The following is a 22,075-nucleotide window of genomic DNA, read 5'->3' on the forward strand; positions in this document are numbered from 1 at the left end:
CTCATTCTTCGCGAGTCACACGCAGCACTTCTGCGACCGTAGTCACCCCCTCCAACACCTTGCGCCGGCCATCCTCACGAATGCTCGGGCCCAGGCTGCGGGCGTGACGGGCCATCTCCTGCTCGGAAGCGGCGCTGTGAATCAAGGTACGCAGGTGCTCATCAAACACCACCAACTCATAGATCCCGGTACGCCCACGGTAGCCCTGCTGATGGCACTCAGCACAACCGCCCGCGTGATAGAGCGTCGGCGCAACGTCGGCAGCCACACCAAGCAGCGCGCACTCGGCCTCATCCGCCTGGTAAGCCTGTTTGCAATGCGGGCAGAGCACCCGCACCAGACGCTGGGCCAATACACCGAGCAAGGAAGACGCCAACAGAAACGGCTCAATGCCCATGTCCACCAAGCGGGTAATCGCACCAATCGCACTATTGGTGTGCAAGGTCGACAGCACCAGGTGGCCGGTTAAAGAGGCCTGTACGGCAATTTCGGCGGTTTCCTTGTCACGAATTTCGCCGACCATCACCACATCGGGGTCCTGACGCAAGATGGCGCGCAGACCACGGGCAAAGGTCATCTCGACCTTGGTGTTGACCTGGGTCTGGCCGATGCCCTCGAGGTGGTATTCGATCGGGTCTTCAACGGTGAGGATATTGCGCGTGCGGTCATTCAGGCTGACCAGGCTGGCATACAGCGTGGTGGTCTTGCCCGAGCCGGTGGGTCCAGTCACCAGCAGAATGCCGTGGGGCTTGCGCACGGTGGCTTCCATCAACTCACGGTCGCGCGCACTCATGCCCAGATGCTGCAAATTCAAACGGCCTGCCTGTTTGTCGAGCAAACGCAGCACCACCCGCTCGCCATTGGCCGACGGCAGCGTGGAAACCCGCACATCCACCTCGCGGCCCCCGACTTTCAGGGAGATCCGTCCGTCCTGCGGCACGCGCTTCTCGGCGATATCCAGGCGCGCCATCACCTTAATTCTGGAGACCAGCAGCGCTGCTAGCTCACGCTTGGGCTCCAGTACTTCACGCAAAATGCCATCCACGCGAAAGCGCACGACCAAGCGTTTCTCGAAGGTTTCCAGGTGAATATCCGAGGCATTTTCCTTGATCGCTTCGCCGAGAATGGCGTTGATCAAACGGATAATCGGCGCGTTGTCCTCTTGCTCAAGCAGGTCCTCGGTTTCTGGCACCTGTTCAGCTAAGGAGGCCAAATCCAGGCTCCCGCCCAAATCTTCGGCCAACTGCATGGATGCTGAGTCGTGCTGGTAAGCCTTGGCCAGGGCCTGTTCAAACGCAGCAGCAGGCAACCATTGCAGCGTCAGCACCGAAGCGGCAATCCGCTGGGCTTCTTGCACCACGCAAAGGTCACTGCCTTCACGTACGCACAGCTGCCACTGCTGCTCGTGCTTAAAGAAAAACACGCCCTGGCGACGGGCAAAAGCAAAGGATAATCGCGGCGGCTGAGCAGTTAAAACGGTGGACCGCATGCGTAGTCACCAAGGCTATCTATACGTAATAGGGCGGCTATCTTGCCGGCATTCTCGCTCTTTGCGCAGAATAAACCACAAAATGCGATTCACCTCGCAGATCGTGTAAACCGATCTTAGAAATACAGCCATTGCTCAGTAGTATCCGCGCAACTGAACACGTGCTCCACCGGTAGCAGCGCATCCCCCCGCACACAACGCGTTACTTACCTGTATCTCACCCAACGTTTATAGCACCCCATCTTGGCTGAGCGCAGACACCGCGCACGCTCGGACAATAGAGACAACACCCCCATGAGCAAACTTTCCAGCAGACTCGCTCTGCGCCTGGCCCTGCCGCTTATTGCCATTTTGGCCAGTACCGTACTTTCTATGGCCAATGCCACCGAGCCAGAAACCACAGACAGCTGGACGATCAATATGAAGGATGCGGACATCCGCGACTTCATCGAGCAGATTTCCACCATCAGCAATCAAACGTTCGTGATTGATCCGCGGGTCAAAGGCCACGTCACTGTGATCGCCCAAGAGCCCATGGCCCTGGCGGAGGTGTACAAGTTATTCCTTTCGGTCATGACCACCCACGGCTATGCGGTGATGCCCGACGGCAATCAACTCAGTGTCATACCCAGCAACGAGGCCCGCACGGCGGCGGGCACTCAGGGCAATATGGAAACCCGGGTTATCCAGGTGCAGCATGGCGCGGCCAACGATCTAATCCCGCTCATCCGCCCGCTGGTGGCGAACTACGGCCACCTGGCAGCCGTGAGCTCGTCCAATTCGCTGATCATCAGCGACACGCCGGCCAATATCAGCCGCATCGGCGACATCATCCACCAGCTCGACAGCAGCAATCAGGACGACTTCAGCGTTTACGAGCTGCGCCATGCTTGGGTGCACGACATGAGCGAGGTGATCAATCGCTCGCTGAAAAACAACCAAGGTGGCGGCGCTCAGGTGATTGCCGATACACGCGCCAATCGCCTGCTACTGCTGGGTCCGCACGAAGCCCGTGCGCGCTTGCTAAAACTGGCCCAGAGCCTTGATACACCAAGCTCGCGCTCAGCCAATACCCGGGTAATTCGCCTGCGCTATGGCGATGCCAAAGAAATGGCCAGCACCCTGGGTGATTTCGGCGAAAACATGCAACAAAGTGAGGGGCCCAGTGGCTCACCGCTCAAACTGATGATTCGGGCCGATGAAAGTTTGAACGCCATTGTGATCATGGCTGAAGCCGATACCGTGAGCATGTTCGAGGACTTAGTGCGCCAATTGGACGTGCCCCGCGCACAGGTATTGGTTGAAGCCGCAATTGTCGAAATGTCTGGCGACATCAGCGAAGCCCTCGGCGTGCAATGGGCGATTGATGGCCGCAGCGGCACGGCGGGCCTGGGCGGGGTCAATTTCAGCGATACGGGCCTGTCAGTCGGCACCCTGCTCGGCGCAATTGCCAGTGGTGAGGACGCCGCATTGGCCGCTGGCTTACCCAACGGCGCCATCCTGGGCATCGGCAATGACAAGTTCGGCGCACTGGTGACGGCGCTGTCGGCCAACAGCAAGAGCAATTTGCTGTCCACACCGACGCTACTGACCTTGGACAATCAAACCGCCGAGATTCTGGTGGGGCAGAATGTGCCCTTTCAGACCGGCTCCTACACCACCGATGCGGCCGGCTCGAGCAACCCTTTCACCACGATCGAGCGTAAAGATATCGGCGTAACCCTTAAGGTCACACCGCACATCAACGAAGGTGCGACCCTGCGCCTGGTCATTGAGCAGGAAATTTCCTCCATCGCCCCAAGCTCCGGGCTGAATGCTCAGGCTGTGGACCTGGTCACCAATAAGCGCTCAATTAAAAGCACCGTACTGGCCGATGACGGCCAGGTCATCGTGCTCGGCGGCTTGATTCAGGACGATGTCACCAGCACCGAAAGCAAGGTGCCGCTGCTGGGCGATATTCCAGGGCTTGGTCGGCTATTTCGCTCAACCCGGGAAGTGCGCCAAAAGCGCAACTTGATGGTGTTCTTGCGCCCCAGCGTGGCGCGTGACGGCGTGGGCCTGGCCAACCTGAGCCTGGGCAAATACCGCGACCTCAGGCTGCTCGGCAAGGCTGGTGGCCACGACAACCTGCCGGAAGATGCCAGTCAGCTGTTTAACCGCAACGCCCCCGAGCCTTCGGTGGACTTACGCCAAGAGCCGCCACAAAGCTTCGCCGTACCGAGCGCAACGCTGATCGAAAAACCCAAACCGGTAGACCCCAACACCTTGGGTGATGGACTCGGCGGTGAATCGTTCAGCCCCCCAGCAAGCACCTCAGAGCACTTCACCATCGAGCTTATACAGGGCAGTAATCCTGACTTTATGCAGGCGCTGCTTGAGCGCAATACCGGCTTGCCATTGCGCCTGCATAAACGCCAACAAGACGGTAACGATCACTACGCCGTACGTTACGGCCGCTACCCCAACCGCGAACTGGCCGAGCAAGCCCTGGCTGCACTCCCGCAACAGCTGCCCAAGCGCCGCGCGCTGGTCATTGCCGAATAAACCGCAGCGATTGGCGCCCAATTTAACCCAGGCGCTATCGCTGCAAGCGCCTATTTAGAGGAGTTCAGGCGCTATAACCATGCTTCCTACGGCGTAGCTGACAAAAATCGGCACTTATCAACAAACAACGCTATCAGTGACAGCTAGACGATCAAAATAAACTATCAAAGCCCTTCTGAACGTGAACCAGTAGAGGTCTGTTTACTGGTGACACAGGCAGTATGCCGGCCATATTTTTAGCCCCGGATCTGTTATGCAACCTTATGTGAAGCGACTGTCGGTTTTGTGTTTAGCCTGCCTGCTTGGGGGCTGTTTAGAGAAAGGCGGAGGCGGAGGCAGTAGCAAACCGACAGGCGTCACTGGAACGCCAACAGATCAGACTCAACCTGACGCGGACAAGCCACTCACACCGCCAGCCTTGCCGGTTCCTCCGCCCTTGGAAAAACCGGGATTCCCCGAACCTACCTCTGCGGTGATCGACGAAGTCAACGCCCTGGGCTTCTATGACAAGGATCAGAACGGCCAGCCACGTCCGATTCGCAATGACCTAACCGGTAACCTACCGGCCATGCTGCAGTTTGTACAAAGCCATTCGGTAGACCCCAGCGGCAACGAAGCGCGCAATATGCCGCGCCTGACCAGCGAGCGTGAGGCCTTGCTGCTGGTCACGCCCGACCCAAGCCTGGGCACGCTGCAGCAACTCGAACTGGAGGTCTCCCTCGACGGCAAGCCGCTGGGCAAGCTGGCCATGCGTCATCCCGACCAGCTGTACAAAGCGGATCGCAGCAGCGCGGACGCTCGCCCCGACGTGGTGTATTCACGCCGCGCCTGGTCGGCCGTATTGCCATGGAACTGGGTGCAACCCGGTTTAACCCTGCGCCTACAGGATGAGCATGGGCGCAGCGGCCAGATCGCTGACAGTGCTATCGACTTTGCCCCGCCCGGCGAATTGGTGGTGCAGTCCATCCGCTTAGGCTTACTCACGCCGCCACCCACCAGCGGTGGTCATTGGTTTCTGACTCAGCCAGCTCGCGCCGCCACTGATTACTTCCAGACGGTACCCATTGCGCGCCTGGTCGCCAGCCAGTACGAGGACATGTACCTACCGCGAGTGATGATCGGCAGCGGGAAAATTTACGACGTTGCTATCGATGGCAGCAGCGCATCCAACGGTGGCGTGTATGAAGGCGATATGCGTGAAAACACTGCTAAGTCGACGTTCAGCACCGGCATCAACCTGGCCAATATTGGCGTCACCAGCGCAGACATGACCCAACAGGAAAACCCGCACCTGACCCAATCGGCGGTTATCCACCATGCGCGCGGGCTTTATATAAATGGCCTGCACAACCACGGCCTGAGCGGCGGCAATGGCCAGCTGACCCTAATCGACTCGGTTGGCAACGAATTCAGCCACGAAATTGGCCATCACTATGGTCTTGGCCATTACCCAGGCCAACAAGGCGATAATTATTTTTGGGCCGGACATCACCACGACAGCGGCTGGGGCTATATCGCCTACCGCAAACGCATGCGCGCCAACCTGCACTGGAACCGTGACAAAAACGACGGTATGAAGGGTATGCCGGTGTATGCCGATGCCTACAGCTTTGGCAGCGACGCGATGTCGGGCGGGCACTACGCCAGCAGCCTGGCGCGTTACACCCACTACACCGGCTACAGCACCAAACTCAAAATCCAGCCGGCGATGGACAAAGTCATGGTCAGCGCCAGCTCGCCCACCGGCTATCGCAAATGGGACGCCAACACACGTCGCATGGAGGTGTTTACCGCCCGCGTGCCGAACTCTAGCAAGGTTTGGTACAACAGCGCCGACGGCAACTACCTAGTACCACGGCGCTTTGGCGTTCAAGTGTTCACCTTGTTAGGCGGCTATGACCCGGTCACCGGCAGCGCCATTCTGTATCCGCCAGCACGCGGCAACTGGGGCCATGTCTTCAATTTGCCTGCCCCGGTTAACCAAGACACCCAAAAGACCTGCTGGGTCAGCGTGAACTTTGCCAATGGCAAAACCCAGGATATTGCCGTAGCGCCGAATCGTATGGGCAGCAATGCCAACAAATTGCATATCAACCTGGCGCAAGATGAACAGCCCTTAACCGCCGCGCTGTCTTGCCAAGAGGCCGCCAACGCTGCTCAGGAACTGGCCCGAGTCGACTTCCCTCAAGGCCTGCCAGCCATGGCGCCGGTGATTATCGTGGGCAAGGAAAACGGCTTTAACGCGTTGCGTGCGGCCGAGCTTCCGACCCTTGAGGAGGGCCTGCAAGCGGTTGTCGATCAGCGCTATATCAGCCTCACCGACGCCACCCAGTTGCTACTCGACAGCTACGCCGACGACCTGCGTGGACTTTCGACTGCAGCGGCCGGCGTGGTGCAGCGCTACCAGAAACAACAAACCCTTGGCCTGCGACTAAACCGCTGGATGGACGCCTACAAAGCCCAACTCGACGCCCGCGACCCGGACGCTGAACAAGCCTTGCGCGACCTGCTCGAACACCTGCAACTGAACCCGCAGCCGCTATTGCCTGCAGCCGAGTTGTTCAGCATGGCTAACGGTAACTGCATAAAAGCCCAGCCGGGGGATGAAACCGCGTCGGTGTATGTATTGGCCAAAGCGCAATGCACGACAGGTGCGGATGAGCAGTGGCTGACTGACGCTAACGGGCGTATTCGCAGCGCCGTGGATCTCAGCCAATGCCTGACCGATCAGGGCTCGGTCAGCCTCACCCGCTGCGATGACAGCCAGCAAAACCAGCGTTGGGATATCAGTGCACTGCCGCGAATCAAGCGAGCCGACCGCTGCCTCGATCTGTCTGGTGGGTATCTCACCAATGGCCGTGGCAAGTTAATCACTTATGGCTGCAGCGGTGGCGGTAACCAGCAGTGGGCCAACCTGACCAGCAACAACAACTTGCTGCTGCCTTTGGTACACGCCAGAAACATCGCTGCCATTGCGCAATTGGCCAAGAGCGAATGAAGCTGATCTGTACTGCGTTGTGGCTCAAACATAGCCTGCCCGCACTGACGGGCCTGGTTTTACTCAGTTGCAGTTTCACCAACATGGCCGACACGGCTGACTGGCGGTTGCTGGGGACGATGGTGCACGCCAATCAAGCGCGCTCCTCGGCGCTGTTGCAGCTTGGTAACGCCGCCCCACAGCGCCTCACAGTAGGCCAGCCGCTACCGGCAGGCGGCGAACTGCTGCACATTGGGCGTGACCACATTGTGGTTCGCCTCAATGCCAACGATACGGCCAAGCTCCGATTGCAAGGCCGGTTGCAGCCGCTGGATACCCCCTTAGCACAGTTCACCCGCCCACCGCCTAGCCAGCCCGAGCCGCAGCCAGCCTTGTGCACAGCGCAACAACAAGCCCCCATGAGCCCTGAGCAACGCGAGGAGCTGCAAGCCCTAGGGCTGTGCCGCGCCACTTATTGAACGCTGTACCAGAAACTCAACCATCGGAATAACAGGTTCCTGCCTGCTCACGCCGATGGTGTTAGATGTTTACTAGGAATATTGAATTGTCTATTGCCGCATCCCTCTCACAATCGACTGCCAAGCGCGCGACAACCCTTATGGGCGCGCTGTTGCTCTGTGCATGTGGCGCCTCCCTGACCCTCCAGACCCATCAGTTTTGGCAGCTACTGCAACCAGTCGCCATAACGCCAACTAAAACCGAACGACAGACGCCCGTGAGATTAAAACACGCCGAAATAGCTGAGCTATTCGGCAAAAACAGCGCAGCCAATGCGCCTCCAACCACACCTTTGCACCTGACACTTCTGGCCAGTTTCACCCACCCCGACATAGCCCGCTCTAGCGCAATCATCGGCCAACCCGACGAACCGGCTCGGCGAATTAGGGTGGGCGAAAGTATTCGCAACGGCATCGTGCTCAGTGGCGTCTTCCCAAAACACGTCACATTGACCCGCAACAACCGCAGCGAGGTCCTTTACTTCGCCGAGACTCAGCGCTAAATGCTGGCCAGCGATAGCCAAACACCACTAAAGCGGCGCACCGATTAAGCACGAAAACCGTTTACTCACCCCCTGTCACACTGAAAAGCGACATCGGCAATCCCCTCCTCGACCTCTCGTGCCGCGTCATCGAAGCGGTGACTCAGCAAACGCTGATCCCTCCGCGACCTCGCTATGGGTATTCCCCATCACTCAGCCCACGCGAACAATCCCAGCCTGCTCAGCCATAGTGGGCGGCCAGGCCAAGAAGGCCGGCAAAAACAACAGAGTCATTTGCATAGGCTTTAATTTAATCATCGGTATACGCGCCAGCTTAAAGCCGGGTTATGCGCTGTAATTCGTTGTAGGTTGTTCACACTGTTAAACGGCGTTGGCACATTGAATGGAACGGCACACTCCCCCCTGTGGGGGGGGCTGTCAAACATTCAGCAAATGTCTATGATCAGCGCGCAAGCCACGCCACATAATAATAAGTTCGGAGTGACGCCCTTGCCCCTTCTAGGCTCCCATACCTGGTTACAGCGCCATGCCATCACCGTGGTGAGCTTCTTGCTGGTGGCCGCTATGAGCATCAGCCTTGCCTGGCAGACTGCCGAATGGGCGCGCTTGTTACGTGCGCCCGTGGCGGCCAGCAACAGCACAGCCACACTAGTGGCGACTGCATTGCCCGCCGAAATCGGCCAATTATTCGGCAGTGACGTCGCCAACGATCAACTGGCCCCTGACACCAACTTGCGCCTGACCCTGCTGGGCAGCTTTGTGCATGCGGATCCGCAACGCTCCAGCGCGATCATCCGCAGCGAAGGCAGCGTCGCTCAACGTTATAGCGTCGACAGTGAGATCAGCAGCGGCGTGCGCCTGCATGCGGTGGCAGCCGATCATGTCGAACTCATGCGCAATGGCCGGCGTGAAAGCCTGCGCTTTCCCCTGCACCACTCGGCCGCCGACAACCAGCAAAACTACACTCCCGAAGTGATGGCCGACCCGGTTGAACAGCTCAACGATCTGCAAGACGACAACCTGAGCCAACTGCGCGAGCGCATGGAAGCGCTGCGCCAGCAGATGCAGGACTCCGGCAGCCTGCCCGCGCCTGCTGATCCCACCGAACAGCCTACGGAAAACAACTGATCCGATGACTCCGATCCTCTCGCGCCTTACCTTCGCCTTCTTGATTGCCGGCCTGGCCTGCAGCCCGCTGCCCCTGAGCGCTGCCGTTACGGCGGTGGCGCCGAGCGCCAGTCAGCAAGAAGAACGCTGGACCATTAACCTCAAGGGCGCGGATATCCGCGAGTTTATTGATCAAGTGGCGCTGATCAGCGGTGAGACGTTTGTAATCGACCCACGGGTCAAGGGCCAGGTCAGCGTGGTATCCAACAGCCCGCTGACACTGACTGAGGTCTATCAGCTGTTTCTCTCAGTCATGGCCACCCACGGTTTCAGCGTGATGACCCAGGGCGACCAAGCGCGCATCGTGCCCAATGCTGAGGCCAAAGCCGAGGCGGATGGCGGGCGTAATGCGCCGGACCGCCTGGAAACCCGCTTGATTCAAGTCCAGCATGGCTCGGCGACCGAGCTTATCCCACTGATCCGCCCCCTAGTGCCGCAATATGGTCACTTGGCGGCGATCAGCAGCGCCAATGCGATCATCATCAGCGACCGCACGGCCAATATCGACCGTATCGAAGACCTGCTGCGCCAGCTCGACCAGAAAGGTCAGAACGACTACAGCGTGCTCAACCTGCAACATGCCTGGGTCATGGACACCGCCGAAGTATTGCGCAACGCCGTAGATCGCGGGCAGGCCAAAGGCACCTCCGGCACTCAGGTGATTGCCGATGGCCGGACCAATCGCCTGATCCTGCTCGGCCCACCTGGCGCCCGCGCCAAGCTGGTGGCCTTGGCTAAATCACTCGACAGTCCAACCAGCCGCTCGGCCAATACCCGGGTGATTCGTTTACGCCATGGCGATGCCAAAAGCCTGGCAGAAACCCTGGGTGAAATTTCCGAAAAACTTAAACCAGAATCCGCTGGAGAAGCCACGGGTAAGCCGCAGGCTGTGCTTATCCGCGCTGACGAGAGCCTTAATGCTCTGGTACTTCTGGCCGAGCCGGATGTGGTGGCAACGCTGGAGGATATCGTGCGCCAACTTGACGTACCGCGCGCGCAGGTCATGGTCGAAGCGGCGATTGTCGAAGTGTCCGGCGACATCAGCGACGCCCTGGGTGTGCAGTGGGCTGTAGATGCGCGCGGTGGCAGCGGTGGCCTTGGCGGCACCAACTTCAGCGGCACTGGGCTGTCGGTTGGCCGAGTCTTACAGGCACTCCAAGACAATAGAAACGGCACTGACAACAACACCCTGAGCAATTTGCCAGACGGCGCCATTATCGGCTTGGGCACCGACAGCTTCGGCGTACTGGTCACCGCCCTGTCGGCCAATAGCAAGAGCAACCTGCTGTCCACGCCGAGCCTGCTAACCCTAGATCACCAGAAAGCCGAAATACTGGTTGGGCAGAACGTGCCCTTCCAAACCGGCTCGTTTACCACCAGCGCGTCGGGAGCCGACAACCCCTTCACCACCATTGAGCGCCAGGACATCGGCGTGACCCTGAAAGTCACCCCGCACATCAACGACGGGGCGAGCCTGCGCCTGGAAATCGAGCAGGAGATTTCGTCCATCGCCCCCACCAGTCAGGGGGTGAATGCGGTCGATCTGATCACCAATAAACGCTCAATTAAAAGCACCATCCTTGCCGAGAACGGCCAGGTGATTGTGCTCGGCGGCTTGATTCAGGATGACGTCACCCAAGCCGACTCCAAGGTGCCCTTGTTGGGCGATATCCCCCTGCTCGGCCGGCTGTTTCGCTCGACCAAAGAAACCCGCGTCAAACGCAATCTGATGGTATTTCTGCGCCCGACGGTGATTCGTGACGCGGCAGGGATGGCGGCGCTGTCAGGCAAGAAATACAGCGATATCCGCGTGCTCGGCGATGTGCGTGAGGACTACCGGCCGGGCGTTCTGCCACAAAATCCGCTGCAGCTATTCGACAAAAACATGCCAGACGCTATTGATCTGCGCGAATAACACCCATAAAAAAAGCCCCGGCATTCACCGAGGCTTTTTGCTACAGCCTGTGCCGCTGATTCAGAGCGCTGCCAGCCCACGAGCCAGATCGGCCTGTAGGTCAGCCAGGTCTTCAAGACCGACCGCAACGCGGATCAGGTTATCGCGAATACCGGCATTCGCACGCTCCGCCGGACTCAAGCGACCATGGGAGGTGGTCGCCGGATGAGCAATGGTGGTTTTGGTGTCGCCAAGGTTGGTGGTGATGGAAATCACCCGCGTAGCGTCGATAAACCGCCAAGCCGCCTCTTTGCCGCCTTTCACCTCAAAGCTCACCACCGCCCCAAACGCACTCTGCTGACGCTTGGCCAGTTCGTGCTGCGGATGACTCGACAGGCCGGCGTAGTGCACGTGCTCAATACCCGGCTGTTGTTGCAGCCACTGCGCCAAGTGCAACGCGCTGCTGCAGTGTGCCTGCATACGGATACGCAGGGTTTCCAGGCCTTTGAGGAAAATCCACGCATTGAACGGGCTGAGCGTAGGTCCAGCCGTGCGCAGAAAGCCGACCGCTTCAGTCATCAGTTTCGCACTACCGGCCAACACGCCGCCCATGCTACGGCCCTGACCATCGATGTACTTGGTGGCCGAGTGCATGACAATGTCAGCACCGAGCTTGAGAGGTTGCTGCAGCGCAGGTGTACAGAAGCAGTTGTCCACTGCCAGTAACGCCCCTTTAGCATGAGCAATTTCCGCCAAGGCGGCGATATCCACCAGTTCAGCCAACGGGTTGGATGGCGACTCGACAAACAACAGCTTGGTGTTGGGTTTGCAGGCAGCAGCCCAACCGTCGAGATCCGCCAGCGGCACATAATCGACCTGCACACCGAAGCGCTTGAAGTATTTTTCGAACAGGCTGATGGTCGAGCCGAAGACGCTGCGCGACACCAGCACATGATCACCCGCACTGCACAGGCTCATGACCATGGCCAAAATTGCCGACATCCCGGATGAGGTGGCAACCGCCTGTTCAGCACCCTCCAGCGCCGCGATGCGCTCTTCGAACGCACGCACCGTAGGGTTGGTGTAGCGCGAATAAACGTTGCCGGGCACTTCGCCGGCAAATCGTGCGGCGGCATCAGCTGCGGTACGGAAAACATAGCTGGAGGTCGGGTAGATCGCCTCGCTGTGCTCACCTTCCGGCGAGCGGTGTTGCCCAGCACGCACCGCCAGGGTGTCAAAGCCAACGCCATCAAGGTCGCTGTCTAGACGCCCGGCCTGCCATTCAATCGTCATTAGCAATCCCCTCAAGCAGCCTGCTAAGCAGGCTATACCGCGTAATTAGTCGTTATACAGACCGATAACTGCACTGACCGCCTGGGACTGGGCCTTCGACATGTCATTACGGGCTTGCTCGATCTTGTTCAGGTAAGCCTCGTCAACATCGCCGGTGACGTACTTACCATCAAACACTGCGCAGTCGAAGTTATCGATCTTGATCTTCTTGCTACCACTGACCGCTTCAATCAGATCCGGCAGATCCTGGTAGACCAGCCAGTCGGCACCGATCAGCTCGCAGACTTCCTCGGTGGTGCGGCCGTGAGCGATCAGCTCATGGGCGCTAGGCATGTCGATACCGTACACATTCGGGTAGCGCACGGCAGGGGCTGCCGAACAGAAATACACGTTCTTCGCGCCGGCTTCGCGGGCCATCTGGATGATCTGCTTGCAGGTGGTGCCGCGCACGATGGAATCGTCCACCAGCATCACGTTCTTGCCGCGGAATTCGAGCTCGATGGCGTTGAGCTTCTGCCGTACGGATTTCTTCCGTGCGGCCTGGCCCGGCATGATGAAGGTACGGCCGATATAGCGGTTCTTGACGAAGCCTTCGCGGAACTTCACGCCCAGATGGTTGGCCAGCTCCAGCGCGGCGGTACGGCTGGTATCAGGAATCGGGATGACCACATCAATGTCATGCACTGGGCGTTCACGCAGGATCTTGTCGGCCAGCTTCTCGCCCATGCGCAGGCGCGCCTTATAGACCGAGATGCCGTCCATGATTGAATCCGGACGCGCCAGATAGACGTGTTCGAAGATGCACGGTGCATATTTGGGATTGCTCGCACACTGACGGGTGAACAGTTTACCGTCTTCGGTGATGTACACCGCTTCGCCCGGCGCCAGATCGCGAATAAGGGTGAAACCAAGCACATCCAGCGAGACACTTTCCGAGGCGATCATGTATTCCACGCCCTCGTCGGTATGGCGCTGACCGAAGACGATCGGGCGGATACCGTTAGGGTCGCGGAAACCGACAATGCCGTAGCCGGTGATCATCGCCACTACGGCGTAACCACCTACGCAGCGCTCATGCACGTCAGTCACTGCAGCGAATACATCTTCCTCGGTCGGCTGCAATTTGCCGCGCTGGGCCAATTCGTGAGCAAACACGTTGAGCAGCACTTCCGAATCGGAGTTGGTGTTCACATGACGCAGGTCGGACTCGTAGATCTCCTTGGCCAGCTGCTCGACGTTGGTCAAGTTGCCGTTATGCGCCAGGGTGATGCCGTAGGGCGAGTTGACATAAAACGGCTGCGCTTCAGCCGAGCTGGAGCTGCCCGCAGTTGGGTAGCGCACATGACCGATGCCCATGTGGCCGACCAGGCGCTGCATGTGGCGCTGCTGGAATACGTCACGCACCAGACCGTTGTCCTTGCGCAGGAACAGGCGGCCATCATGGCTGGTGACAATACCGGCAGCATCCTGGCCGCGGTGCTGGAGGACGGTCAGCCCGTCATACAGCGCCTGATTGACGTTCGATTTACCGACGATACCGACAATGCCGCACATGTGACGCAACCCCTACTTAATGAAACACGATAATTGCGAATGCACTTACGGCAGCTTTGGCTGCAGCAGTGCCTCTTTAAACGGTAATTCCACCGGCGCAGTTACACCGCTGGCCAGCCACTGACTGGACAGGCCTAAAATCAGGTTTTTTGACCAGTCGGCCACCATCAGAAAATGTGGCAAGAGTGTCGATTGCTGCCACCAACTGTCTTGCTGAACCGGGGCCAGGCTGATCAAGCCAACCAGCACGACCACCAGCAAACCACCACGGGCGGCGCCGAAAACCATGCCGAGAAAACGATCAGTACCCGACAGCCCAGTGACCCGGATCAACTCACCAATCAGGTAATTGACCAGGGCACCAACCAACAAGGTAACCACAAATAGAATCGCGCAGCCTGCAATCACGCGCGCCGAGGGTGTCTCGATAAAACCCGCCAAGTGCTGCGACAGTGCGCCGCCAAACATCCAGGCGACCACGCCAGCAATGATCCAGGTGAGCAGCGACAAAGCTTCCTTAACGAAACCTCGGCTCAGACTGATCAGACTTGAAACGGCGACAACGGCGATAATCGCCCAATCGACCCAGGTGAATGCCACGATGCAGGTTACCGACGAGAAAGGCGCTGCATTTTAGCAGAGCACCTGTGCGGGGAGTAAACAAAGGATTCGCCAACCGCTGAAATGCCCGAGCCGCCTTTCGGCAAATCTGCCACCCACGCTTGACGAAGCCACTACGCCATTGAGTCAGTTCGCCTCAGGCTGAAAACGCACCACAAAGCCATTGAGCTTGTGCTGACGATTGAGCTGATCACGCAGGCGATCCGCCTCGGCACGCTCAATCAACGGTCCGACAAACACCCGATTCATACCGTCGAAATTACGGATATAGGCGTTATACCCCTGAGTGCGCAGGGTTTTCTGCAGTTTCTGCGCGCCATCGCTACTGGATAAGCTCGCCAGCTGCACAGACCAGCTGACCGGCAGGCTATTAGCGTCCAGCTTACTTGGCGCTACTTGAGGCGCCGCTGCCACAGGCTTGGCCGGTGCAGCTGGCTGCGCAGGCGCTACCGGAGCAGCAGACGGCTCATCTACAACCGTATCAACGGACTCCAGGCTCTGTGTGGCCTCAGCACCAACCGGCTCATCGGGCAACAATTGCGGCTCTGGTACGACCACGGGCTGCAACTCAACCTCTGGAACCTCAGGGGCCACCGGCATTGCCGGTGCATCGACTAAAACTCGCTGCGACTCATCTTCACGCGATAGCAGCATCGGCAGGAAGATCACTGCCAGCGCCAGCAAAACCAACGCACCGACCATGCGCTGCTTTAATCCCTTATCCAGCAAAGCCATCCTGCACGCCCCTATTGGCTTGGCGGCCCAGCCAATCCAAGGCCTCGGCCACGCAGTAAAAAGATCCAAACACCAGCACTTCATCGCCATCTGCAGCCTGTGCACACTGAGCCTCAAGTGCAGCCTGCACATCTACATGGGCCGTTACTCGCGCCCCGCAGCTGTGTAAGTGCGCGTGTAGCTCGGCAGCTGCACGCGAACGGCCTATTGGCAGCGGCGCAACCGCCCAACTCGCTACTTCACTTAACAAGGGCGCCACCACACCGGGCAAATCCTTGTCAGCAAGTAAACCAAACACAACTAAGCGTTTACCGGGTACCGGCCGATTTGCCAGTCGCTGCGCGAGATACTCAGCAGCATGGGGATTATGCCCAACATCAAGCAGCAGCGTGAGTGACTTACCTTGCCAATTCAACACTCGACGATCGAGCCGTCCAGCGACTCGCGTTTGCTGCAGCGCCTGACTGATCTCCTCAGGCTGCCAAGGCAGCTGCATCAAGGCATAAGCCTGCAGGGCCAAGGCGGCGTTCTCCATGGGCAGATCGAGTAACGGCAGGTTTGCCAGACTCACTACTGCGCCCAGATGGTTAAGACCGCGCCAGGACCACTCCTGCGCATTGGTGCTCAAGTCATAGTCACGACCACGCAAGAAAAATGGCGTATCGAGCAGAGCCACCTGATCAAGCAAGGGTTGCGGAGGATCAAGGTCACCACACAAGGCAGGCTTGCCGGCACGGAAGATCCCGGCTTTCTCGAAGGCAACTGATTCGCGGCTATCGCCTAACCAATCGGCATGATCAATACCGATGCTCGTGACCACAGCAATATCAGCATCCAGCAGATTCACCGCATCCAACCGGCCGCCCAGACCGACTTCCAGCACCAGCGCGTCCAGGCCTGCCTGCTGGAATAACCAGAACGCAGCCAGTGTGCCCATCTCAAAATAGGTGAGTGACGTGTCGCCACGCGCGGCTTCAACCACTGCGAATGCCTCGCAGAGCATGGCGTCAGTAGCTTCAACCCCCGCAACCTGGACCCGCTCGTTGTAACGCAGCAGATGCGGCGAACTGTATACGCCGACCTTAAGCCCCTGCGCCTGCAGCAACGCAGCAATAAAAGCACAGGTTGAGCCCTTGCCATTGGTTCCGGTGACGGTGATTACCCGCGGCGCCAGCCTGCCCAAACTCAGGCGCTGCAACACCACCCGGGAACGCTCCAAGCCCATGTCGATGGCGCTTGGATGCAATTGCTCGAGATAGCTCAGCCAATCAGCAAGGGTGCGCTCGGTCATGCCGTCGCCGGCAACGAAACAGGGGAAGGCAGGCCCATAAACTGCGCCAGTAGACGCGCCAAGCGCGGACGCAGCTCTGCACGATGAATGATCATATCGATGGCGCCGTGCTCCAGCAGGAACTCGCTGCGCTGGAAGCCTTCTGGCAACTTCTCGCGCACGGTTTGCTCGATCACGCGCGGACCGGCAAAGCCGATCAACGCACGGGGCTCAGCCACAATCACATCACCAAGCATGGCCAAACTGGCAGACACGCCGCCATAAACCGGGTCGGTCAGTACCGATACAAACGGAATACCCTCTTCGCGCAGGCGCGCCAGCACGGCCGAGGTTTTGGCCATCTGCATTAACGAAATCAGCGCTTCCTGCATGCGCGCACCGCCGGATGCGGAGAAGCACACCAGCGGGCAGCGCTGCTCCAGCGCCGCATTGGCGGCACGCACAAAGCGCTCACCAACAATCGCCCCCATCGAGCCACCCATAAAGGAGAACTCGAAGGCGCAGGTCACTATCGGCATACCTTCCAGGGTGCCACGAATGGCCACGAGCGCATCTTTCTCACCCGTCTGCTTTTGCGCGCCCACGATGCGGTCTTTGTATTTCTTGCTGTCGCGAAACTTCAAGCGATCGACTGGCTCAAGCTCGGCACCCAGCTCCTCGCGCCCCTCTTTATCGAGGAAGATATCCAGACGCTCACGTGCACCGATACGCATGTGATGATTGCACTTGGGGCAAACATCCAGGGTCTTGCCCAGCTCGGGCTTGTAAAGCACCGCATCACAGGATGGACACTTGTGCCAAAGGCCTTCGGGCACCGAACTCTTCTTGACCTCGGAACGCATGATCGATGGGATGAGTTTGTCTACCAACCAGTTGCTCATGCTCTTGATTCTCCAAAGCTGTTAACCGAACGGGCTGCGCTTTATGCGATCAGGCCTATACGGGAAAATTCATGAGTACAGCCGTTTCAGGGGCCGGTGCATTGCCATTACGGCGGCGCTCATACACCCGCCACCCTTGAACGACCGCCTGCAGCGTTCATACATTCTGCAACAGGGGTATGGACGGCCAAGCAGGCTAAGCCGTCACATCAACCCAGCACACCTTAAGCAGCTTTTACCGCCTGCATGAAAGCGCGAATCTTCTCAGCATCCTTGATGCCCTTGGTTAGCTCAACGCCACCACTGACATCTACAGCATAGGGACGCACACGAGTAATGGCGTGCGCAACGTTTGCAACCGTTAGGCCACCGGCCAGAATGATCGGCTTGCTCAAACCTTCCGGCACCAGCGACCAATCAAAAGCCTCACCTGTGCCCCCCGGAATACCTGGCACATAGGTATCCAACAGTACACCACTGGCATTCTTATAGAGTTCAACCTGCGCGGCGATATCGTCGCCCGGCTTAACCCGCAGCGCCTTGATATAAGGCCGGTGATAACCATCACAATCAGCTGGGCTCTCATCACCGTGGAACTGCAGTAAATCAAGCGGCACAGCATCGAGCAGCTCACCCAACTCGCAGCGACTGGCATCAACGAACAAGCCCACGGAGGTCACAAACGGCGGCAAAGCACTGATGATCGCGCGCGCCTGCTGCACTGTGACAGCTCGCGGGCTCTTGGCATAAAACACCAGCCCAATCGCATCCGCACCTGCCTCGACAGCCGCCAATGCATCTTCTATGCGGGTAATGCCACAAATCTTGCTGCGAACGACTGACAACAGGATGACCTCAGTTAATTCAGTGTGAACGGGATGCTAGCAAATAGCCTTTCAGGCGTCAGCCGCCACATCCGGCAAGCCGGAAAGAAAGTGCGGCCCCAGGTAGCGCTTAGGTAAATCGAACTCCTGCGGATAGTCGACCTGCACCAAATACAGCCCATAAGGGTGCGCAGTCACCCCACCGGTACGGCGCACACGAGTTTCCAGCACTTCCTGCGCCCACTCAATCGGGCGCTCGCCGGCACCGATGGTCATCAGAACCCCAGCGAGATTACGCACCATATGATGCAGGAAGGCATTGGCACGGATATCCAGCACGATAAACCGTCCGTACTGGAGCACCTCCAGGTGATGCACAGTCTTGATTGGCGATTTAGCCTGACACTGACGCGCACGGAAAGCACTGAAATCATGGGTGCCGATAAATGCCTGGGCCGCCTCACGCATGCGCTCAATATCCAGCGGGCGATGATTCCAGGTCACCTCTTCGGCCATATGCGCCGGGCGGATCTGGTCGTTATAAATTACATAACGGTAGCGTCGCGCTTGCGCACAAAACCGCGCATCAAAATGCGCCGGCATCGACTTGGCCCACGTCACACTGATATCACCGGGCAAGTTCATGTTTGCCCCCATCACCCAGGCGTGCATAGAGCGATCAACTGGCGTATTGAAATGCACCACTTGGGCACTTGCATGCACCAGCGCATCGGTACGCCCTGCGCAGCTCAACGTAACGGCAACACCACCCGCGACTTTAGTGAGGGCTTTTTCCAGCGACTCCTGAATAGAAGGCACACCGGCGCTCTGCCGCTGAAAACCACGGTAGCGTGAACCTTTGTACTCAACACCGAGGGCTATCTTGAAAACGCCAACGGCAGCCGATTCGGCTGCCGTTGTAGTAGGACTTTCAGGCATGTATCAGACCAAATTAGCGATCAGCTCACGGGCTTCTTGTTGCTGACCATCGTTACCTTCACTGATGACTTCATCGAGAATATCGCGAGCACCTTCGGTATCGCCCATGTCGATGTAGGCGCGAGCCAGATCGAGCTTGGTGGCCGTCTCGTCGGTACCCGAGAGGAAGTCGAAGTCATCGTCATTATCCAGCGCAGCACTGGCAGAAGCAGCGCTTGCCGGCACGTCCAAATCTACAGGTTGTTCCAGATCATCAGATAGCAAGTCCAACTCCGCGCTGACCTCATCTAGTTGAGCGGCAAAGCTATCGTTCGATGGCTGACTAGGCGCCTCGTCACTCAGTGAAAGGTCAAAGTCTGCCGACAGATCAAAATCACCACTCAACTCTTCCGCTGGCAGATCAAAGCTTGGCTCAGTTGGCGCAGCACTTGGCTCGTCATCCAGGCTAAGCAGGAAATCATCTTCAGCCGACGCTTCAGGCTTGGCAGGGGCATCCAGATCCAGGCTGAAATCAGCCAGGTCGTCAGCGCCCAAATCCAGCTCACTGTCGCTGCTATCAGCGAGGCTCAGGCTAAAGTCCAGATCATCGGCTTTGCTCTCAGTCGGTTCAGCCGGTGAGCTGAAATCCAGATCGCTGTCGAACGACAAACTATCCAAATCCTCTAAGGCAGCCTTCTCGCCAGCAGCCTGCAGATCACGATCCAGTTCAGCTTCAAGATCATCCAGGCTCAAATCGAACGCATCATCTTGATCGGCAACAGCAGGTTTTGCGCTTGGTTCGTCGAGTGTCAGGTCGTCCAGGCTGAAACTATCCAGACTTTCCGCGGCGGTCGCAGCCACTGCAAAGCCTGCACCCGCAGCAACAGTCATGGCTGGGTAGCGCGCATTGATTTGATCAAGCTCAGCAGCACTGCCGCCAATTTCGCGCAACTCGCTGTCCTGACGCGCGAAACCATTGCGGTCACCCATTTCGGCATAGACCTCCATCAGTTTCAGACGCAGGTCACTGCGTTGCGGCTCGTCATTGATCGCGCCCTGCAGTAGCTCAGCGGCCTGAGGGAAGCGACCGTAAGCGATATAGATATCCGCCTCACCCAGTACATCACCGGTTTGCGCGGTAACACGTTCTTCATTGGGCAGATCGTTTTGCTGGTTCTCTAGGTCTTCAGCCAAGCCAGCAAAACCGTCATCCGGCAGATCCAAACCAGCGCCCAAATCGGACGAATCGTCACCAGCCGCTAGATTTTCCTGCAACTGCGCTTCTTTAAGTGCATTACGGCGCGACAGCATCATCAGCGCTATCAGTAATAGCAGCAGCGCACCGCCACCTGCGGCGCCCAGCAGCATCGGATTGGCCAGCAGATCATCAAGGGTGCTTTCCGCTTGCTGCTCAGCCACTACTGGCGCTTCAACAACAGGCGCTACAGGCGTGACTGGAGCAGGCTCAGGCGCGGCAGCCGGTGCAGCCTCCGGCACCTCTATCGGGGCCACGGGCTCAACTGATGCTGCCGGCTCTTCACTGTAATTGAAATCGGTTTCAGCAGCTGGCGCTACGGGAGGCGTAACAGCAGGTTCTTGCGGCGCGGCCTCTGGAGCAGACTCTGCGGAAGCGACCGGTGCTTCAACTGCTGGTGTTTCTGGAGCAACAGGCGCAACCACCGGAGCAGGCGCCTGCCCCTGTGCGGCCAGGTCAGCCTGCAACTTGGCCATCTGATCATCTTTCAATTGAATCAGACGCTGTAACTTATCGAGTTGGCTCTGCAGATCAGTCATGCGGCCTTTCAGCTCGTCATTTTCACGACGGCTGGAGTCCAGGCTTTCCTGAGTCACGGCCAACTTGTCATTTATTGCTTTGGTATCAGCCGCACCTTTGTCGCTACCGGCAGTTGCTTTACCGCTATCAGCAGAAACCAGTTTCAGGCTATCACCGACTTCGACCTTGGCCGGCGCCGCGGCGGCACTGGTGCGCTTGGTAGCATCCAGCTGGCGGGCGCTAGCGACAGCACTACGCCCTTCACGCCAGGCTGTATTTTGTTCTGCTACCTGAGCGAGTGCTTCGCCTTGAGCACGCTTCTTCACCTGCTGCTCATCCGGTAGGCGCAGCACCTGACCGCTTTTCAGGCGGTTGATGTTGCCACCGATAAAGGCATCAGGATTCAGGTCTTGGATCGCCAACATGGCTTGATGCACGCTGCCACCGGCACGTGCACGCTGGGCAATTTCCCAGAGTGTATCGTTGGCCGTGGTGGTGTATTGGTTACCGTCTAACGGTTTGGCCGTAGGCGCGGCAGGTGCAACAGAAGGCGCGGTATTGGCTGCTGCCGCAGGGCGCGGTGCAGGAGCCGGTGTTTGCAAGCGAGGTGCAGGTGCCGCGGCAGCTACAGGGAGCCGAGCAGCCGCTGGGATCACGCTTTGCGGGGTATAAAGCGGCGGATCAAGCAGCAAGGTGTACTCACGAAGCAAACGGCCATTCGGCCAGAGCACTTCTACCAAGAAGTTCAGGTAGGGCTCACGCATGGGCTTGCTAGACGTCACCCGGATAACGCTTTTGCCATTGGGCTTAAGTACTGGAGTGAACTTCAGATCGGTCAGGAAGTACTGACGATCCACACCTGCTTTGGTGAATGCTTCTGGGGACGCCAGGGTTGGCAATAGCTCATTAGAAGCCAGGTCGCGCACTTCCAGTAACTCAATCTCAGCCACTAAGGGTTGATTGAGCGCTGACTGCAGAGTGACTTCACCCAGCCCCAACGCGTGGGCCATACCGGATGACAGTGCCGAAGCAGCTGCAATTGCCAGCACCAGTTTGCGAACCCGAACCATAGCGTTATCCCTTGTTTTATCT

Annotated in this window: 16 protein-coding genes; 6 read left to right on the forward strand and 10 right to left on the reverse strand. The window is 58.3% G+C overall.

The annotated features are described in order from the left end of the window. Position 1 precedes the first annotated feature (1 nt). Positions 2-1,489 (reverse strand): type II secretion system ATPase GspE, encoded by a 1,488-nt coding sequence (gene gspE / locus SOP97_RS00830; protein WP_322947705.1) that lies wholly within the window; start codon positions 1,487-1,489, stop codon positions 2-4. Between the two features lie 294 nt (positions 1,490-1,783). On the opposite strand from gspE, the gene gspD (SOP97_RS00835) reads away from it, so the two are divergent. From gspD (SOP97_RS00835) to gspD (SOP97_RS00860), 6 genes are all read left to right on the forward strand, one after another. Next, positions 1,784-4,033: a type II secretion system secretin GspD gene (gene gspD, locus SOP97_RS00835; protein WP_322947707.1), complete on the forward strand. Its 2,250-nt coding sequence runs from the start codon at positions 1,784-1,786 to the stop codon at positions 4,031-4,033. 436 nt (positions 4,034-4,469) lie between these two features. Then, positions 4,470-7,031 (forward strand): M66 family metalloprotease, encoded by a 2,562-nt coding sequence (locus SOP97_RS00840; RefSeq protein ID WP_322947709.1) that lies wholly within the window; start codon positions 4,470-4,472, stop codon positions 7,029-7,031. Next, complete coding sequence (locus SOP97_RS00845) at positions 7,028-7,489, forward strand: hypothetical protein (protein WP_274087920.1); 462 nt, start codon at positions 7,028-7,030, stop codon at positions 7,487-7,489. The genes SOP97_RS00840 and SOP97_RS00845 overlap by 4 nt, the downstream gene beginning before the upstream one ends. A gap of 86 nt (positions 7,490-7,575) precedes the next feature. Beyond that, positions 7,576-8,031, forward strand: a complete 456-nt coding sequence (locus tag SOP97_RS00850; RefSeq protein WP_274087919.1) for a type II secretion system protein N — start codon at positions 7,576-7,578, stop codon at positions 8,029-8,031. 480 nt (positions 8,032-8,511) lie between these two features. Further along, entirely contained in the window at positions 8,512-9,159 is a 648-nt protein-coding gene (locus SOP97_RS00855) for a type II secretion system protein N (protein WP_411912010.1), read from the forward strand. 4 nt (positions 9,160-9,163) lie between these two features. Further along, on the forward strand, positions 9,164-11,113 hold the full coding sequence (gene gspD / locus SOP97_RS00860) for a type II secretion system secretin GspD (protein WP_274087917.1): 1,950 nt from the start codon (positions 9,164-9,166) through the stop codon (positions 11,111-11,113). A gap of 60 nt (positions 11,114-11,173) precedes the next feature. On the opposite strand, the gene SOP97_RS00865 is transcribed toward gspD (SOP97_RS00860), so the two are convergent. From SOP97_RS00865 to SOP97_RS00905, 9 genes are all read right to left on the reverse strand, one after another. Next, positions 11,174-12,385: an O-succinylhomoserine sulfhydrylase gene (locus SOP97_RS00865; protein WP_274087916.1), complete on the reverse strand. Its 1,212-nt coding sequence runs from the start codon at positions 12,383-12,385 to the stop codon at positions 11,174-11,176. Positions 12,386-12,430: 45 nt separating this feature from the next. Further along, positions 12,431-13,939: an amidophosphoribosyltransferase gene (purF, locus tag SOP97_RS00870; RefSeq protein WP_274087915.1), complete on the reverse strand. Its 1,509-nt coding sequence runs from the start codon at positions 13,937-13,939 to the stop codon at positions 12,431-12,433. Between the two features lie 45 nt (positions 13,940-13,984). Continuing rightward, positions 13,985-14,539 carry a CvpA family protein gene (locus tag SOP97_RS00875; RefSeq protein ID WP_322947714.1) on the reverse strand — a complete coding sequence of 185 codons (555 nt, stop codon included), beginning with the start codon at positions 14,537-14,539 and terminating at the stop codon, positions 13,985-13,987. A gap of 147 nt (positions 14,540-14,686) precedes the next feature. After that, on the reverse strand, positions 14,687-15,295 hold the full coding sequence (locus SOP97_RS00880) for an SPOR domain-containing protein (protein ID WP_322947716.1): 609 nt from the start codon (positions 15,293-15,295) through the stop codon (positions 14,687-14,689). Next, positions 15,279-16,586, reverse strand: coding sequence for a bifunctional tetrahydrofolate synthase/dihydrofolate synthase (gene folC, locus SOP97_RS00885; RefSeq protein ID WP_322947718.1), 1,308 nt, complete (start codon positions 16,584-16,586; stop codon positions 15,279-15,281). The genes SOP97_RS00880 and folC overlap by 17 nt, the downstream gene beginning before the upstream one ends. Next, entirely contained in the window at positions 16,583-17,467 is an 885-nt protein-coding gene (accD, locus tag SOP97_RS00890) for an acetyl-CoA carboxylase, carboxyltransferase subunit beta (protein WP_274087911.1), read from the reverse strand. The genes folC and accD overlap by 4 nt, the downstream gene beginning before the upstream one ends. Before the next feature lie 224 nt (positions 17,468-17,691). Further along, positions 17,692-18,312 carry a phosphoribosylanthranilate isomerase gene (locus SOP97_RS00895; RefSeq protein WP_322947721.1) on the reverse strand — a complete coding sequence of 207 codons (621 nt, stop codon included), beginning with the start codon at positions 18,310-18,312 and terminating at the stop codon, positions 17,692-17,694. A 51-nt stretch (positions 18,313-18,363) separates the two neighbouring features. Further along, a complete protein-coding gene (truA, locus tag SOP97_RS00900) occupies positions 18,364-19,230 on the reverse strand; it encodes a tRNA pseudouridine(38-40) synthase TruA (RefSeq protein WP_322947723.1) in 867 nt (288 codons plus the stop codon). A 3-nt stretch (positions 19,231-19,233) separates the two neighbouring features. Further along, the gene (locus SOP97_RS00905) at positions 19,234-22,053 is read right to left on the reverse strand and encodes a FimV/HubP family polar landmark protein (protein WP_322947724.1); all 2,820 of its coding nucleotides are present in this window, start codon (positions 22,051-22,053) and stop codon (positions 19,234-19,236) included. Positions 22,054-22,075 lie beyond the last annotated feature (22 nt).

It is taken from the genome of Pseudomonas spirodelae (genome assembly GCF_034653255.1).
GTDB classification, from domain to species: Bacteria; Pseudomonadota; Gammaproteobacteria; order Pseudomonadales; family Pseudomonadaceae; genus Aquipseudomonas; species Aquipseudomonas spirodelae.

Coding starts and splice junctions, on each gene's coding strand:
- gspE (WP_322947705.1), bottom strand. CDS start 1,489: ATGCGGTCCACCGTTTTAACTGCTCAGCCGCCGCGATTATCCTTTGCT.
- gspD (WP_322947707.1), top strand. CDS start 1,784: ATGAGCAAACTTTCCAGCAGACTCGCTCTGCGCCTGGCCCTGCCGCTT.
- SOP97_RS00845 (WP_274087920.1), top strand. CDS start 7,028: ATGAAGCTGATCTGTACTGCGTTGTGGCTCAAACATAGCCTGCCCGCA.
- gspD (WP_274087917.1), top strand. CDS start 9,164: ATGACTCCGATCCTCTCGCGCCTTACCTTCGCCTTCTTGATTGCCGGC.
- SOP97_RS00865 (WP_274087916.1), bottom strand. CDS start 12,385: ATGACGATTGAATGGCAGGCCGGGCGTCTAGACAGCGACCTTGATGGC.
- purF (WP_274087915.1), bottom strand. CDS start 13,939: ATGTGCGGCATTGTCGGTATCGTCGGTAAATCGAACGTCAATCAGGCG.
- SOP97_RS00880 (WP_322947716.1), bottom strand. CDS start 15,295: ATGGCTTTGCTGGATAAGGGATTAAAGCAGCGCATGGTCGGTGCGTTG.
- folC (WP_322947718.1), bottom strand. CDS start 16,586: ATGACCGAGCGCACCCTTGCTGATTGGCTGAGCTATCTCGAGCAATTG.
- accD (WP_274087911.1), bottom strand. CDS start 17,467: ATGAGCAACTGGTTGGTAGACAAACTCATCCCATCGATCATGCGTTCC.
- truA (WP_322947723.1), bottom strand. CDS start 19,230: ATGCCTGAAAGTCCTACTACAACGGCAGCCGAATCGGCTGCCGTTGGC.
- SOP97_RS00905 (WP_322947724.1), bottom strand. CDS start 22,053: ATGGTTCGGGTTCGCAAACTGGTGCTGGCAATTGCAGCTGCTTCGGCA.